This window comes from Amycolatopsis sp. NPDC000009 (assembly GCF_055563465.1).
Map to the genome: position 1 here is coordinate 192,329 of NZ_JBVHDI010000009.1, position 17,329 is coordinate 209,657.

The window sequence follows — 17,329 nt, forward strand, 5'->3', positions numbered from 1 at the left end:
CGCTCGATCCCCTGTGCGACAGGGATTGCCGGGTCCAGGTAGCCGAATTCATTCATCCAGAGGGGGTCGGGGGCATGTCTGCCTTCGTGTGGGCTCGTCCGGTTCGTCATCGCCACAAGGCCGTGGTGGTGCTGTTGTTCCTGGCTTTGGTGGCGATGGTGGTCCCGAGTGCGGGCCCGCCCGCCTTGCTGCGTGCGGCGGGGCAGGCGTCAAGTGCGGATGGCGCGGTGACCGTGCCGGAGCATCCCGAGGGGACGGCGTTCGATCCGAATCGGATCAAGGACATCAAGGCCGCCGATCCGGGGGCCGGGGTGAACCTGATCGCGCCACCGTCGGCGAACAACTCCGGCGATGCGCGGATGTCCTACCCGCTCGAGGTGCCCAAGGGACGGGCGGGTCTGGAGCCGAAGCTGGCGGTGGCGTACAGCTCGGGAGGCGCGAACGGCTGGCTGGGTGTCGGGTGGGACGTCGCCATGCCGACGCTCACGGTCGACACCCGCTGGGGGGTACCGCGGTATGACGCGGCTCTGGAGACCGAGACCTATCTCCTGAACGGTGAGCAGCTCACCCCGGTCGCCCATCGGGGCGAGTTGCGAAAGAGGTCGGCGGAGAAGGTGTTCCACGCCCGCGTGGAGAGCCGGTTCGACCGGATCGTGCGACACGGGGACAAACCCGCCAACTACTGGTGGGAGGTCACCGACAAGGCGGGCACGCGCACGGTGTTCGGCGGGGCCGAGAACACCACCCTGACCGATGCCGCGGGCCACGTGGCGACGTGGGCGGCGCGCGAGGTCCGCGACACCAACGACAACGTGATGCGCTACCACTACGCCAGGGTGGAAGACGGCGGCACCGAGAAGTCGACGGTGCCGGGCAGTGCGCTGTATCCGCGGCGGATCACCTACACCGGAAACGGCGACGCCGAGGGCCGGTATTCGGTGACGTTCCTGCGCGACCGAGACAGGGGTGAGCCCCGCCGTGGCGACGTGCAGATCGACGCTCGTGGCGGATTCAAGAAGGTGACCGCGGACCTGCTGCGGCGGGTCGAGGTCAAGCTGGACGACCAGCTGATCCGTGCCTACGAACTGAACTACCGAACCGGTGCCTACGCGAAAACCCTCCTCGCCTCGGTGTCGCAGTTCGGCGAGGACGACAAGCTGTTCAACACCCACTCGTTCGACTACTTCGACGAGGTGCGTGACCAGGCGGGCAACTACACCGGGTTCGCCGGCGCCGCCGGGTGGTCGGTCCCGGATGACGACCTGGGCGTGAACATCCGTGAAGGTGAGGCGAGTGCGATCTCGGCGAACACCTCCGTCGGGTTCGGCGCGCACTTGTTCGCCGGCTACAACGTGCAGGGGCTACCGGTCAAGCAGGGTGGCGTCGGGCTGAAGGTCGGGTTCAACGCCGGCCAGTCCGATGGCCTGTCGGCGCTGGTGGACGTGAACGGCGACAACCTGCCGGACAAGGTTTTCCGCAAGAACAACGACGTGTACTACCGCCCCAATCTGAGCACGCCGGGGGGTGAACCGAAGTTCGGTGACCCGCCGGTCAGGTTGCGCGACCTCCCGGGGATCTCCACCGAACGGACGTTGTCGGGCACGATCGGTGTCGAGGCGTTCGTCCTCACTGTCGCCGCGCAGCTGGACTTCATCGGGACCACGACCACGTCGGACCGGTTCTTCAGCGACGTCAACGGTGACGGCCTCACCGACCTGGTCAACAACGGCGGTGTGCTGTTCGGCTACCTGGACGCCAACGGGCAGCCCGCCTACAGCGCCGATTCCACCCGCACCCCGGTGCCGGTCGGCGGCGGGGCGGTAACCGGCGAGATCGTCGGTGACCAGACAGCGCAGTTCAACCAGCAGGTCGACAACTCGCCGCTGCTGGACTCGGTACGCCGCTGGGTCGCGCCGTTCGACGGCACCGTCCGGGTCGACGGCCGGGTGCAGCTGACCGTGGACCCCTCGCCCGCGCGAGCCGCGTACACCAAAGCCGACGGTGTGCGGGTCACCATCCAGGCCAAGGACACCGAACTCTGGGCGCAACGAATCGGCCCGGACGACCACACGGAGTTCACCCCGGCCAATGTGTCCGCGGTCGCGGTGAAGAAGGGCGACGCGCTCTACTTCCGTACACAGTCCATTCTGGACGGAAAGTACGACACGGTGGCATGGGATCCGACGATCACCTACACCGACCTGGCGGCCGGTACGGACGTGAACGGGTTGGCCAGCACGGTCTTCCGTGCGTCCGCGGACTTCACGCTCGGCGGCCGCTCGTCGCAGGTGATGGTGCCGGTGACCGGCAAGCTCCGGCTGACCGGCGACGTGGTCAAGAGCAAGGTGACCTCGGACGACGTGGCCGTGGTGATCACGAAGGGCAACGGGGTGCACGCTCCGGCGGAGGTGTTCCGCAAGGTCCTGCCCGCCGGGTCGACCGGGACCACCACGATCGACATGAGCCTCCCGGTCAGCCAGTTCGAGAAGATGTCGTGGCATATCAAGACCGACTCCCCGATCGACGTTTCCGCGGTGTCCTGGGTGCCGAAGGCGCACTACACGGAGGCGCCGGGGGTGGAGTCGCTGGTCGACGACAAGGGCCAGCCGAGCCTGGTGATCAGCCCGCCGTTCGACTTGGACATGTATCCCGCGGATACCCTCAAGGCGCCGCAGCAGACCTACAAGGTGACCAAGACCGGCAAGCTGAGGGTCCGGCCGGGTGTGAAGCTCAACTTCGGCTTCCCCGGAGCGACCAAGATCGCGTTCACCGTCAAGAAACGCGGGGGGCAACTGCTGGGGAAGCGGGTCGTCGACATCGTCAACGGGCAGTACGGCTCGCCCGGCCAGGACCTGGACGTGGTCGTCCCGGTCACCGAGGGCGACGAGCTGTATTTCGACCACTCCACAACGGATCCCTACCTGTTCGGCTTGATCGCCGAACAGTCCGCGAAGGTCACCTACGACCTCTCTTCCCCATGGCCGACGTTCAGCCCGGCGCCGAGCGCGGCACACGGCTCCGCTCAGCAGGGTGCGTTCCCGCAGCCCTACCGCGGCTGGGGTGTGATCGGCTACCAGGCCAACCGCGACCGCGCCACCCAGCCCATCAAGCAGGCCGAACTCGCGATCGACCAGAGCTTCAAGGACGCCCTTCCCCGGGAACCCAAGGAAGCCGACATCGCGGGGTTCGCCGCGAACCCCCGGATCACCATGCCTCGGCTGGCGATCTTCGCTCCGAACCCGGCCAAAGGCGGCTGGGCCGCGCAGGACGAGTCGTCCTGGTTCACCTCCACCATGGCGACCAGTTCCCGGCTCGGCGCGGACACCATCGACGTGGTCACCGACGCCGATGTCGCCGGTGACCGCACCGTGATGCGCCGCGGCGTGACCGGTCAGGTTTCCGGCACGTTGTCCGCCGGTCCGTTCGGGGGCACGGTCGTCGGCGGGATCACCGCGGGTTCCGTCGACTATGTCGACCTCAACGGTGACCGCTTTCCCGATGTCGTCGGCGCCAAGGAGATCCAATTCACCGACATGAACGGCGGGCTAGGCGCTCGACGCGGCACGCTCGGTGGCAACGTCCGCGAGTCCGACACCTTGTCCGGCAACGTGTCCTACTCCGCCGGCAGTGAGGCCGCGACACTGGCCAGTGCGCAGGGCCTGGCCGCTCCGGAGGCCGGCAGCAGCAACAACACCGCCACCTCCGGCCCGGTCCAACCGGCACTCGGGATCGGTGGCAGCCTCGGCGGCGGCGAGTCCGACACCCGCGTCGACCTCGTCGACATCAACGGCGACGGTCTGCCGGACAAGGTCTTCGCCAACGGCGACGCCCAGCTCAACCTCGGCTACAGCTTCGCCGCCAGGGAGCCCTGGTCAGCGGGACCGATCAACGACGCCTCCACCCGCAACCTCGGCGTCAACCTCGGTTTCAACGTCGACAACTACGGCTTCGCCGGGGGACTGTCCGCCGAACTGGGCACTTCTTTCACCAACGCGAGCATGCTCGACGTCAACGGCGACGGTCTCACCGACCGTGTCTTCACCGATGGCGCCAACCCCATCAAGGTGGCCATCAACACCGGCACCGGCTTCACCGCGCCCACACCGTTCCGCGGCGGGTTCACCGACATCGCCGTCGACAAGAACGCCACCCTCGGAGCGGGCGTCTACTTCACGTTCCCAGTCCCCACCCCGGTCGGCACATTCGTGTTCAACCCCGGCGTCAACGCCTCCACGAGCATCAGCCGTGCCGAGATCGGCCTGCGTGACGTCAACGGCGACGGCCTGGCCGACCATGTCAAATCCACCCGGGACAACGAGCTGCTGGTCGCGGTCAACAAAACCGGCCGCACGAACCTGCTCCGCACGGTGACGCGGCCGTTGGGTGGGAAGATCGATCTGGACTACACCCGTACCGGTAACACGCAGGCGACGCCAGAGTCCCGCTGGGTGCTGTCCCGCACCAGTGTGTCCGACGGTCATCGCGGTGACGGAGCCGACACCCAGCTCACCACCTATCGCTACGAACAAGGGAAGTACGACCGGCTCGAACGCGAGTTCCACGGCTTCGGCAAGGTCGTCACCGAACAACGTGACCCTGGCGCCGCCGAGGCGCTCTATCGCTCGACCACCGACGAATACCGCACCGACGGTCCGTATACCCGCGGATTGCTCGCTCGCACTCTCAGCGCCGACGGTGCGGGACGGCCGTTCACCGAAACCGTCAACACCTATCAGCTCCGCGACACCGCACCGGGCAGCGTGTTCGCAGCACTGTCCCGGGTGGACAAACGCTTTTACGAAGGTGCCGAGAAACCCGGCAAGTCAACCTACACCGAAATGTCGTACGACGACTTCGGCAACTTGATCCGCTCGTTCGACGCGGCCGACGAAGGCGTCGCCGACGACGTGGAGACCACCTACGGCTACACCGCGTCCGACCCGGCTTGCCGGGCACGCAACCTGGTCGGTACCGCGAATCTGCTCGAACAGCGCGGCGGCGCCGGCCTGTCGCGGCACAGCGAATCCACAGTGGACTGTGTGACCGGTGCGGTACGGCAGGTCCGCGCGTACCTCACCGACACCACCTCGGCCGACACCGACCTGGAGTACTACCCGGACGGGAACCTGAAAGCGGTCACCAAACCGGCAGGCAAGTCAGGTCAGCGGTACCGCCTGGAGTACGGCTACGACACGCTTGTCGGCGTCCACGTCGAGTCTATTGTGGACAGCTTCGGGCTGCGGTCGGGCGCGACGCACAACCTCAAGTACGGGCGACCGGACCGCACCACCGACCAGAACGGCCAACAGGTGCTGTGCGGTTACGACAGCGTGGGCCGGCTGGACACCGTCACCGGACCGTACGAGATCGGGTCGGGCAAGGTCACGATCGACTTCGACTATCACCCCGAAGCCGCCGTTCCGTACGCCACCACGCGTCACCTCGACCGTGATGCCACAGGTGTCCGTGAGGACACCATCGACACCGTCACCTTCACCGACGGTCTCAAACGCGTTCTGCAGACGAAGAAGGACGCGTCAGTCGCGAACAATCCCGGTGACACCCCCGACCAGGTCATGACCGTCTCCGGTCGAACCAAGGTCGATTTCGCCGGCCGCGTGGTGGAGCAGTATCACCCCGTGACCGAGCCCAAGGGTGACGACAACACCACGTTCAATGCCGCCTTCGACACCGTGGCGCCCACCCGCACCTCGTTCGACGTGCTGGACCGGCCGGTCAAGACGGTCGCACCGGACGACGTCACGACCGCCATGGCCTATGGATTCGGACCCGACCGCGCCGGCGTCGCCCGGTTCGAAACGATCGCGACGGACGGCAACGGCAAACAGAAGCGCAGCTACGCCGATCTGCGCGAGAAGACAACCGCGGTCAAGGAGTTCAACCCGGCCGGGGGACAACCGGTGATCTGGACCAGCTACGGCTACGACGCGCTCGGGCGGATCACCACCGTGGTGGACGACAAGAACAACACCACCCGCTCCGAATACGACACCCTCGGCCGCCGGACGGTGCTCGACAGCCCCGATGCGGGCCGCAGCGAGACGCGGTTCGACCTGGCGGGCAACCCGACGGCGAAGATCACCGCCGGCGGCAAGCAGATCGAGTACGACTACGACCACGGCCGCCTCACCGCGGTTCGTTACCCGACCTTCCCGGCCAACAACGCCACCTACACCTATGGCGCACCTGGCGCGCCGGACAACGCCGCCGGGCGGATCACCGAGATCCGCGATGCGGCCGGGACCCTCACCCGTGGTTACGGCCCGCTGGGCGAGACCACCCGGGAAACCCGCACCATCAAGATCGCCGGGCAGGCGGACCGCGGCTACACCACCGGCTGGCGCTTCGACGCCTTCAACCGTGTACTGCAGATGACCTACCCGGACGGCGAGCTGCTCCGCTACGACTACGACACCGGCGGCCAGGTCACCCGCGCCACCGGAGCCAAGAACGGAACCGGCTACGTCTACCTCGGTCGCCTCGACTACGACAAGTTCGGCCAGAAGGTGCTGCAGCAGGCCGGTAACGGGGTGCGTACCACCTACACCTACGACCAGGCCGACCGCAGGCTCGCCACTCTGAAGTCGAAGACGCCGGGTGCCACCGAGTTCCAGAACCTCGGCTACACCTACGACAACGTCGGCAACATCACGAAGCTGACCAACAGCACGGCACAGAACCCGACGATCGGCGGTCCGAGCAGCCAGACCTTCGGCTACGACGACCTGTACCAGCTCACCTCCGCCAGCGGCCAGTACACGACCAAGAGCAACCAGCAAGACAAGTACACCCTGGCACTGAGTTACGACTCCATCCACAACACCACCGGCAAGACCCAGCACCACGAGATCACCGGCACGACCACTCAGGCGGCGGCGCTGAACCGCGGGTCCGGTCCTGTGTCGCCGGTCGGTGGCGGCGGAGGGAGCCCGGCGTCGCCCGGTCCGCTGTCCACCGGACCGATCGATACCGCCAAGAGCTACGACTACAAGTACGACTACGGAAGCGGGAAACCCCACGCACCGAGCATGGTCGGCCCGATCACCCATGCCTACGACGCGAGCGGAAACCTCACCGACACGGTGAACACCGCCTCGGACGGCAAACGACGCCAGTACGTCTGGGACGAGGAGAACCGGCTCGCCTGCAACCAGGACACCGCCACGGCGACAGTCCCGCAAACCCCGGCAGGCTGCCAGGACGCCACCGTCGGCTACACCTACGACGCGGCAGGCGAACGCGTCATCAAACAGGGCGACGGCCTGTCGCTCTACCCCAACCGTGGCTACAGCGAACGTAACGGGACCGGCTTCAAACACATCTTCATCGGCGACAGCCGCCTCACCACCAAGACCGTCGCGGCCGGCGACCCCGAAAACACCCAGTCCTACTTCCACGCCGACCACCTCGGCTCCTCCGGGTACGTCACCGACAGACAAGGCAACGTCACCGAACACCTCGAGTACATGCCGTTCGGGGAAACCTGGGTGGAGGAGCAGGCAGGCCAGAGCGAAACGCCGTACAAGTTCACCGGCAAGGAACTCGACGAAGAGACCGGCCTCTATTACCACGGTGCTCGCTACTACAACCCGAGAACGCAACTCTGGGCGAGCGCGGACCCAGCGCTGCCCGACTACCTGGACTCCAACGTCGCGGGCGGCATCACCAACCCCCGCAACTTGGCCACCCACACCTACGTCCACAACAACCCGGTCATCCTCACCGACCCCACCGGGAAGAGTCCTTCCGAGCGCACCCCGGGAGTCGGGCCACTCGACGACACTGAGATGACCAGAATCAATCACCAGTTCAGGGAAGAGTTTCCGCTACTCAACGGGCCACCGAAAACGACCTACTACAAAGTCCCGGTTACCGTTGCGGAAAATGCCTTGATCGAGGGGTTGTCTATCGAAAAGAAGGGTAGATATGTTGAGATCTACTTTGAGGCCATAAACACTACGAAGGCACTTTTCGGCGAATCGTATGAATATGGCAATGGTGAAGATGCGACACAGGACGGAGCAATTGGCAACGCATTTCAGCATGCGTACTGGAGTGCCCTGCTGACAGTGTATTTCGGTGAGGCGGATGCGAAGAAGTTCACGGACGCTCACGAGATGGAAGAGGGCAACGCCGACAATCGGGGATTGATGGACTTGCACAACAACTGGATAGGCCGAACCATCGGCAAGGGATTCAGTCACGAGCAGTTCGTCAAAATACTCCCCGGCGGTAGAGGTGTCTATACGGACTACTCGGCACTCAGTGGCGCGGTCAAGGCTGCGGTCGAAATGGGAAGAACGGTCATGATGATCGATCCGGAAAATGGAAACAGTCCACTCGTATGGACGGGACCAAAGGCTTAGCCGTTGACTTCGGCCAGGCTGGTGCGCCCATTAACGGGGTGCGCCAGCCTGGCCCTTTGGTTTACTCGAGCATCGGCGGCCGAATCGCCTGAGGTGTAGATGCTCGACGGCGCCAGCGTCCTATGGCCCGCCCCGGTCAGTCCCGCAACCTATGCCGGCACACGCGGCGATACGTTCGCGGCCACCACCGGTCAGTGGTGCGCCCCCCTCCGGCACGGCGACCATCCTGCGCCACTACGGGAGCTGCGTCGACTTGCTCATGCTCCACGACAACCTCATCAGCGCGCCTGGCCGCACGGCCTCCGATCCCCGCCTGGGCAGTCTCGACATTCCCCGAACGTCGCCCGCGTCGGCAGCGTCTTGCCGATGGCACCGGATTCGACGACACCCACTGCGGGCTGCCGGCCGCACTGCCCACGGAGGTGGCCATCCACCTGAACAACTGAACCGTCGCGTCGAGTTCGCTTGACGGGCGCATCGTGCACGAATATGCCACTTCGGCTATATTGCTGTCATGGCATCTACCTTCGCCGTGCTGGCGGATCCGAGTCGCCGGGAGATCCTCGACCTGCTGCGTGAACGCGAGCAGCCGGTCGGCGACCTCGTCGACCGGCTGACGCTGACCCAGCCGACCGTGTCGAAGCACCTCAAGGTGCTGCGCGAGGCCGGTCTGGTCGAGGTCCGCACGGACGCCCAACGCCGCTGGTACCGCGTCGACCCGCGCCCGCTGGCGGAGGTCGAGGCCTGGCTCGCGCCCTACCGCGCGATGTGGGAGAAGAGCCTGGACGCGCTCGAACGCCGACTCGACGAGAACGAAGGGGACTGACCCGTGGACGCGGAACTGCAGATGATCGAGGGCAAGCCCGTGCTGCGCTTCGAGCGCCGGTTGCGGCACTCGCCGGAGAAGGTTTGGCGGGTGGTCACCGAACCGGCCGAGATGAAGCACTGGTTCCCGGCCGAGGTCACGATCGACGGCCGCACCCTGCGCTTCACCTTCCCGGACGCCGCCCCGGTCGACGCCGACGGCGGCGAGGGCGAACTGCTCGAGTCCGACCCGCCGAAGGTCTTCGCCTTCCGCTGGGCGAACGACGTGCTGCGCTTCGAGATCCTCCCGCGGGCCGACGGCTGCCTGCTGGTGTTCACCGCCGTGGTCTCGTCGAAGCTCTCCGTCGGCCGCGACGTCCCCGGCTGGACCACCTGCCTGGACGCCCTGGTCGCCCGCGCCGATGGTGCCGAGTTCGAGCCACCCACCGAATGGCTCTCGCGCATCGAGCACTACATCGCGAAGTTCGGCCTCGACGAGGGCACCGACAACCCCGATGGCATCCACTTCGCCCGCGACCTCGTCTGGACCCCGCTCGACGACGTCTGGGCCCTCCTCACCGAAGGCGCCACCGACACCGTTCCCACCCGCGCCGCCCACCCCGGCATCACCCCGGGCAGGCTCACCCGCTCCGAAGCACCCCGCCTGCTGGAGTACGAGTGGCTCCAGGACGGCATTCCACAAGGCGTCGTGCGCTGGGAGTTCCACCACGAACACCTGCAGGGCACCACCGTGACCCTTTTCCAGGAAAACGCACACGGCCCCGAAGCCCTCGCCGCCTGGCACGTGCACATGGAACTCTTCTTCGCCGCCACCCAGGGCGACATCCGCTGCCCCTGGCCCGCCGCCCGAGAGGAGGAGCTCGCCAAGCGCTACGCCGACCAGTGACCACCCGGCCTGCCGAACCATCGCAAGCCGACCCACGCCGACACCGCTGATCGGCATCCGCGCAGACCGTTTCCGGACAATGTGGTGACGCCTCCCGCCGCCATGTCCGTCCAATATGGACAATTACCCGGGCCGTGGGCCTTGGGCCGAGACCGTTCGGCGGTGGTCAGTCGCCCTTGGCCAGCCGGTCGTTGATCCGGCGGGCAAGATCGCCGGTGAAGCCCGCGGCCGGCATGGTGTGGCCGAGAGCGGTGACGATCGTGTCGAGATGGGTGTCGACCGTGCCTTCGATCAACGTGGTGAGCGTCGCGGTGGTGGATCGGGCCCGGCTCCACCCCACCGCGATGGTGCCGATTCCGGCCAGCGCCGCGGGATACCAATAGATCCCGAGGCCGAGGTACAGCACGCCCCAGCCGACGAGCCTGGTGGCCGACCTGAACTGGGATTCGGCCGCCTGCACCGGAGTGCGAACCGTTTCCGGGACCAGTAACCACATACGCGGCCACACCAAGCCCAGATCGAGTCCGTGGTACTGCCCGGCGATCCGGGCGTTCAGCAGCCGGAACCGCTCGCCGATCCAGGCCGGATGCCGTGGACGGTAGGCGGATACCGGGTCCACCCCCGCCCTGGCCGCCGCTCGATCGAAGAGCCTGCCGCGTAAGGCCACCAACCCCCGTGCGAGCCAGGCAGCAGGCCCGCGCCACGGTCTGGTCCAGACCGCCTCGGCCAGGCTGCCGACCGCCTGCGCGGCCATGGCCGTCGCCGTGGCACCGGCCAGCAGGAAGACCGCCGCCGCGACCGGCAGGCGTGGTGTCTCCCGCACGATCCAGCCGGTCACCGAGACAAGGTCGAACGCGGAACGGTGGCCCAGTCGGACCGCGCACACCGCCGCGGCGATGAACAGCGCCCCCGGTAGCACGAGGGTCGCGACCCATCGCTCGGCGAGCTTGCCGCTCAGAGACGATAAGAAGGGGTTCACGGCGTCGCGCCCGTCGGCAGCATCGGCTCGTTGTCGAACAAGGCACAGACGGGCGGGTGCCCGTTGTCGTCCCGATGGTCGTGGCGCATGCACAACCTGCGCGGGCAGCTGTACTCGCCGCGTCCGGTCCGTGGCAGGCGAGGGCTCCGCGTGCTGGGATATACGGGCATGCGGTCGGGAGCGCCCGCGTTCCTGGTCGGCTCCGCCGACTCGGCGTCGAGCAGGTCGAACTGCCGGCACGCGTCCAACGCCGAACCACCCGCGCGCACGCGGGAGGCGGTGCGTTCCAGCCGGTCGGTCCACCGGCCGGCGATGGCGGCCTGGCGCAGATCCGGCATGGCGGTGCACCACAGAACGAGCGCTTGTCCCTCGTCGAAGGCCGTCACTTCGCCCCTTCCTTGTGCCATCCTGAATCGTCTACCGCACCGTAGTGGGTGACGAGGGGAGGAGTGGGCATCTCGCTCTTGGAACGCATCCGACGTTGCCTGGAAACAAACGAATCCGACGAGGTCACCACACCCGAGGCCGTGGCAGACGCCGCTCGCTTGGTCGTGCCCGCCATCGGTACCAGTTTGCCCCCCGAGATGCTTCGAGAACTCGGAATGCTGCACTGGCTGCGGCATTGCGCCCTCCCGCCGGGCGGTATCGGGCCTGACATCCAGATCTGTACGGAACTGTTCGCCCCGCTTGCCGAATCCTTCCCCGGTGTGGTGCCACCACCGGTGCTCAGCTGGCTTCGGGAAAACCGATATCCGGGATTGACACCCGCGCAACTCGGTCCGTTCTACGCGTCGGTGATCACCGACGCCGCTCTGACGGCCGCGGATCCCGTCCTGACAGACCTGGGGATAGCCGCATGCCGAGCCGCCGTCGACGCCGGCGGTGAGGTCGACCGTCCGGCGCACCTGTTCAACCTGATGACGCTGCTGAACCAGCGCTTCGAATGGACGGCAGCCGAGGCGGATCTGGACGATGCCGTCGCGGCGGGCCGCGCGGCACTCGGGTCGGCCGAGCACCCGATCGCTTCGGCGGTCCGGTTTCCGCTCGGGGTCGCTCTGCATACCCGGTTCGGCATCCGAGGGCGGGAACGGGATCTCACCGACAGCACGGTGCTCCTGCGCGATGTGGCGTCGTCTCTGCCGTCCGGTGACCCGGACCGCGTCGCCTGTCTGTCGCAGCTCGCCTTGGCATTGGAGACCCATTGCAATATCGGCGGTCCGCTCGCCGTGGTCGAAGAGTACGTCGAGGTGACCCGGGAAGTCCTCGCAAGCTGCGCTTCGGACGACCCGGCATTCGGTGAAGCACTCCTGTTGCGAGGCAGTGCCCTGCGGGTCAGGTTCGTCCGTACGGGCGATGTCACCGACATCGCGGAAAGTGTCCGGTACCTGCGGGAGGCGTTGGGGAACCTCCCCGAGGGCTGCGAGTCGCATGTCCCCGCGCTGCTCAACCTCGCAAGCTCGCTTCAGACCCGGTTCTCGTACGCCTCGGCGTTCGACACACCTGATGGTCCCGACAAGGCCGATCTGGCCGAAGCCGTCGCCCTGGCCAGGGAGGCCGACGCGGCCGTTGGAGAAGGCCACCCGCTGAGGTGGGCGGTCGAGGCCACGCTGGCGACCGTGCTCCGAGCTGATGACGCGGGCCATGCCGAGGTGACACGGGCGGCAAGAGCGACCTTGGCGGCTCTGCCCGCGGACAGCCCGCTTCGGGGGACCGCGCTGCTGTCCCTCGGTGAGGCACTTCGCCGCCAGTACCGGGCATCCGGTGGTCAGGAGGTCCTCCGGGAAGCCGTGGACGTCCTTCGTGAGGCGAAGACGGCCGGCGCAGGCGGTCCGCTCGGCCGGACGCCGATGCTCACGGCCCTGTCGATGGTGCTGTACGAGGCGGTCAAGCTGGCGGACACCGACGGCGAGATCGATGACGGTCAGCTCGACGAAGCCATCGAGACAACGAGAGCGGCCGCGCAGGGCATCCCCGATGACACGGTGATTCGCGGCCAGCAGCTCTGGCAGCTGGCGGAACTGCTGCGGTGGCGCTTCCTGCGCACCGGCCAGGCCACGAACCTCGACGAACGGATCGAGACGCTGCGGGCGACGGTGCCGCTGGCCCCCGACGCCTCCGCGTTGACGCAGTGTTTGTCCGCGCTCGCGGACGCACTCAGCCTCAGGTACAGCCGGAATCCGGATCCCGCCGACCTCGACGAGTCCGTCGCCGCGTTGTGCCGGGTCGTCGAGTCCCTTCCCGCGGACGACCCCCGACTGCCCGACCTGCAGGCGGACACCGCGTTGGCGCATCTGCAACGCTTCGACGCCAGGGGCGAGCCCGCCGACAGCGAGACGGCGACCCGGCTGATCCGCTCGGCGCTCGCCGCTACCGGCTCCGGCGACTCGAGTCGCTATCGAATACTCGGCGTTCTTGCCGCGATCCTCAGCTCGACAGCCACCTCCGAGCGCGACCCCGAGAAGCTGACCGAAGCCATAGAAGCCTGCCACGCGGCAACACCACCCGGCGCCGTTCCGAAGGTGTCAGTCACCCTCACCCTGGGCAACGCGCTCATATCCCGCTACGAGAACACCGGTGCCGAAGCGGACCTGGAGGCGGCGGTCACGACCTTGCGGTCCGCTTTGGCACACGCGACCGAGACGAACCGGCTCATGCTCGTGAACAACCTCGTCCAGGTGCTTCGCATCCGCTTTTTTCGCCACGGCGACAGAAGCGCCCTGACCGAGGCGATCGACAGGGGGAAGGCAGCCCTGCGGGAAAACCCCGACGCGTTGCTGCTGGCGGGTAATGTCGCGGCCGCCCAGACCGATCGGTACGAATGGGCCCGCGACTCCGCCGATCTCACCGAGGCCATCGACGCACTGCGGTCGGTGCTCGGCCGGGCCCGGCCGGACAGTCCGGATCTGCCGACGCTCCGGTTCTATCTCGGCTATGCCCTCCGGGCCCGTTTTCAGGCCACGGCCTCGATCGCGGATCTGGACGAGGCGATCGCGGTGCTGCGCCCGAGCCTCGCGTCGGTCAGATCACGCGACCAGCAGGTTCAAATCGGCATGATGCTGGGAATCGCGCTGTCGCTTCACGGGCAGTGGTCGAACGACCAGGCCGCGCTCGCCGAGGCGAGCGAATTGCTGCGGGTCGCGGCTGACGGGCTACCCGTGGCGAGCCCGGGCCGGAACACGGCCGGGATCTTCTTGGCGAGCACGCTGCGCCTGCGTTTTCTCAACTCCGGAGAAGAGATTCTGCTCGCCGAAGCGATCGAGATCGGCAGGGAGATCATCTCCCGCACCCAGGACGAGGAGACCAACCGGGCGTACGCACTGATCACCCTGGGCACCCTGCTGGCCCTGCGGTTCGAGCGGACCGGCGACGCCGGGGTGCTGACCGAGTCGATCGAGGTACTGCGCCGCGGGGTGGCCGCCGCGGGCACGAACAACGCGATAACGGCGAACGCGTTGTCCGAACTGGCGCACGCACTGCGTGGCCGGTACAGCATCCTGGCGGAGTCCGCCGATCTGAACGAGGCCATCGAGGCCGCGGAGCGCGCCACGACCCTGCCGGGCAGGACACCGGCCGAACGGAGTGCCCAGTTCACCGCACTGGCCGTCGGCCTGCTGACCAGATCGCTGGCCACCGGCGATCTCGAAGACCTCGACGCAGCCGTCGACCTGGGGCGCGAGGCCGCCCGCGCGCCCAACTGGCACGTCGCCTCGGCGGTCAACCTGATGACACTGGGACTGGCACTGTGGTCCCGATTCGATCGGACCGGAACGGTTTCCGACCTCAACGCCGCCATCGACGCGTTGTTCGAGGCGGCGGAGGACGCCCATCCCGGGCACATCATGCGGCCCATCATGCTGACCAACCTGTCCAACGCGCTACGCACGCGGGCGGGTCTGCTCGGCTCGGCCGCCGACCTCGACGCCGCCGTGGACGCCGGGCGATCGGCCGTCGCGGCCGCGCCGGCGGACCATCCGGCGGTGTCGATATGCCTGATGAACCTCGGGACCGCGCTGCACATCCGGTACCTGGAAAAGCAGGACACCGCGGACCTCGACGCCGCGGTCGCGGCCTTGAACGAGGCGGTGGACCGCAGCACGCCCCAGAACCCGAACCGGAGAGAGATCCTGCTGAACCTGGCGGGACTGCTGCGCACCCGCCGTGACCGGCGTCCGAGCCGGGACGCACTGGACCGGGCCGTCGCACTCGTCCGGGAGGCGATCGCGATCACCGACGTCACGCACTCGATGTACCCGCTGTGCGTCCTCAGCCTCTCGACCGTGCTGCACACCCGGTACGACCGCGGTGGGGACGACGCGGACGCGGCCGAATCGATCGAGTCGGCCAGACGGGCGATAGACAGCATGACCGCCGGTGACCCGCGAGTCGCGGTGGCCTGGGTGACGCTGGGAAGGCTGCACGAGCGCAGGCGCGTCGAAGGCCGGCGCGACGTCGACGCCGCGGTCGCCGCCTACCGAGCGGCGGTCGAATCTCCCGCGGCCGCGCCGACGTATCGGGCGGCCGCGGCCAGATTGTGGGCCGAGTCGGCCGTCCGGCACCGGGATTGGCCCTCCGCCACGGAGGCCTTCGGCGTCGCTGTCGCGCTGCTGCCCCATGTGGCCTGGCACGGCATCGAACGCGACGCGCGCGAACGCAGGCTGACGATGTGGGAAGGCCTGGCGAGGGCGGCCGCCGCCGCGGCACTGGAGGCCGGTGACCCCAGCCGTGCTGTGGAACTCCTCGAGCAGGGCCGCTCCGTGTTGTGGTCGCAGGCACTGCAGACCAAGGACGACCTGTCGATGCTGCGGGAACGTGACCTCGCGTTGCACGATCGCCTGCGCGCCGTGGCGACGAAGCTGGCGGCCACCACCGCGCCCGACATTCCGGAGGCCGCCGCCACGACCGATCCATGGAGCGACCCGAGCCAGCGTCTGCAGTCCGACCGGATCAAGCTGGCCGAGGACTGGGACCGGTTACTTGCCGAAGCACGCGCCTTGCCCGGACTGGAATACCTACTGCGGATCCCGCCGCTGGCCACCCTCCGCGAGGGCCTGCCCGACGGTCCCGTCGTCCTGCTCAACGTCGACGAAGCCCGATGTGACGCCTTGATCGTGCACCGGGACCGCGACGTCGACCACGTCCCGCTGCCTGGTCTGTCGTACGTGGAGGCCGGACGACAGGCAGAGGGATACCTGCGGGCGTTGACGCTGCTGGAAAACCCCGGGGGCCCCGGCGACCTCGCCACCACCGGCGCCAAACAAACGGTGCACGCGACCCTGGAATGGTTGTGGGACACCATCGCCGATCCGGTGCTGACCCGGTTGGGCTACACCGCGCACGATGAGCCGTTGCCACGACTGTGGTGGTGCCCGACCGGATCATTGACCCTGCTCCCGCTGCACGCCGCCGGTTACCACGACCCGGCCGACACTCCCGCCGGACGCACGGTGATCGACCGTGCGGTGTCGTCCTACACGCCGACACTGCGCGCGCTGGCGAAGGCGAACACCGCGAGCGCGGTCGAGCCCGCCGACCGACGTATCCTCGTGGTCAGCATGCCGGAGACCCCGCCGGTTCCCGGTAACCCGGACATGTGCCCTCTGCCCGGCGCCCGGGCGGAAGCCGAGTTCATTTCTCGTGCGCCCTCCCTCAACAGCACGTCGCGTGTCGCCGACGCCGCCACCCACGCCGCGACAACCGCCGACCTGCGCACCCACGCCTACGCACATTTCGCCTGCCACGGCGGGCAAAACCTGCAACAACCGTCAACCGGCAGCCTCTACCTGTGGGACAAACCACTGACCGTGCTCGAGGTCGCCGAACTGGATCTCGAGCACGCCGAACTCGCCTACCTGTCGGCCTGCAGCACGGCGATCGGTGGCACGAATCTGCCCGACGAGGCCATCCACCTCGCCGCGGCGCTCCAGCTCGCGGGTTACCGGCAGGTGATCGCGACCCTGTGGACCATCACGGACCGGACCGCGGCCGAGGTGACCGAGACGATGTACTCCGGACTGCTCGGACCTTCGGGTCTACGTCTCGACGACACCGCCCACCTGCTCCACCGCACCGTGCGCGCGTTGCGCGACTCGGCCCCCCGCAGCCCGGCCATCTGGGCCCCATACGTCCACTTCGGACCGTGAAGGACATCGGCCCGCACCGTTGCGCTATCCGGGACGAGCGGGTCTGTGCCGGGCCGCGGTTGCGGCACGGCGCGACTTCACCAGGCTCACCGATGCCGTGGCGAAGAGCGCG

Annotated in this window: 6 protein-coding genes; 4 read left to right on the forward strand and 2 right to left on the reverse strand. The window is 67.7% G+C overall.

The window, feature by feature from the left end:
- The first annotated feature begins 74 nt into the window (after nucleotides 1-74).
- The 3 genes from ACZ3HL_RS24315 to ACZ3HL_RS24325 all read left to right on the forward strand — a co-directional run bounded on the left by ACZ3HL_RS24315 (nucleotide 75) and on the right by ACZ3HL_RS24325 (nucleotide 10,098).
- Complete coding sequence (locus tag ACZ3HL_RS24315; protein ID WP_465533896.1) at nucleotides 75-8,387, forward strand: SpvB/TcaC N-terminal domain-containing protein; 8,313 nt, start codon at nucleotides 75-77, stop codon at nucleotides 8,385-8,387.
- Nucleotides 8,388-8,901: 514 nt separating this feature from the next.
- Nucleotides 8,902-9,213 (forward strand): ArsR/SmtB family transcription factor, encoded by a 312-nt coding sequence (locus ACZ3HL_RS24320; RefSeq protein ID WP_465533898.1) that lies wholly within the window; start codon nucleotides 8,902-8,904, stop codon nucleotides 9,211-9,213.
- A gap of 3 nt (nucleotides 9,214-9,216) precedes the next feature.
- A complete protein-coding gene (locus ACZ3HL_RS24325; RefSeq protein WP_465533900.1) occupies nucleotides 9,217-10,098 on the forward strand; it encodes an SRPBCC domain-containing protein in 882 nt (293 codons plus the stop codon).
- Between the two features lie 166 nt (nucleotides 10,099-10,264).
- Here the strand turns inward: ACZ3HL_RS24325 and ACZ3HL_RS24330 are convergent, their stop codons facing one another.
- Nucleotides 10,265-11,077, reverse strand: coding sequence for a hypothetical protein (locus ACZ3HL_RS24330; RefSeq protein ID WP_465533902.1), 813 nt, complete (start codon nucleotides 11,075-11,077; stop codon nucleotides 10,265-10,267).
- Nucleotides 11,074-11,463 carry a hypothetical protein gene (locus tag ACZ3HL_RS24335; protein ID WP_465411250.1) on the reverse strand — a complete coding sequence of 130 codons (390 nt, stop codon included), beginning with the start codon at nucleotides 11,461-11,463 and terminating at the stop codon, nucleotides 11,074-11,076. The genes ACZ3HL_RS24330 and ACZ3HL_RS24335 overlap by 4 nt, the downstream gene beginning before the upstream one ends.
- 198 nt (nucleotides 11,464-11,661) lie before the next feature.
- Between ACZ3HL_RS24335 and ACZ3HL_RS24340 the strand changes: the two genes are divergently transcribed.
- Entirely contained in the window at nucleotides 11,662-17,217 is a 5,556-nt protein-coding gene (locus ACZ3HL_RS24340; protein ID WP_465533904.1) for a CHAT domain-containing protein, read from the forward strand.
- Nucleotides 17,218-17,329 lie beyond the last annotated feature (112 nt).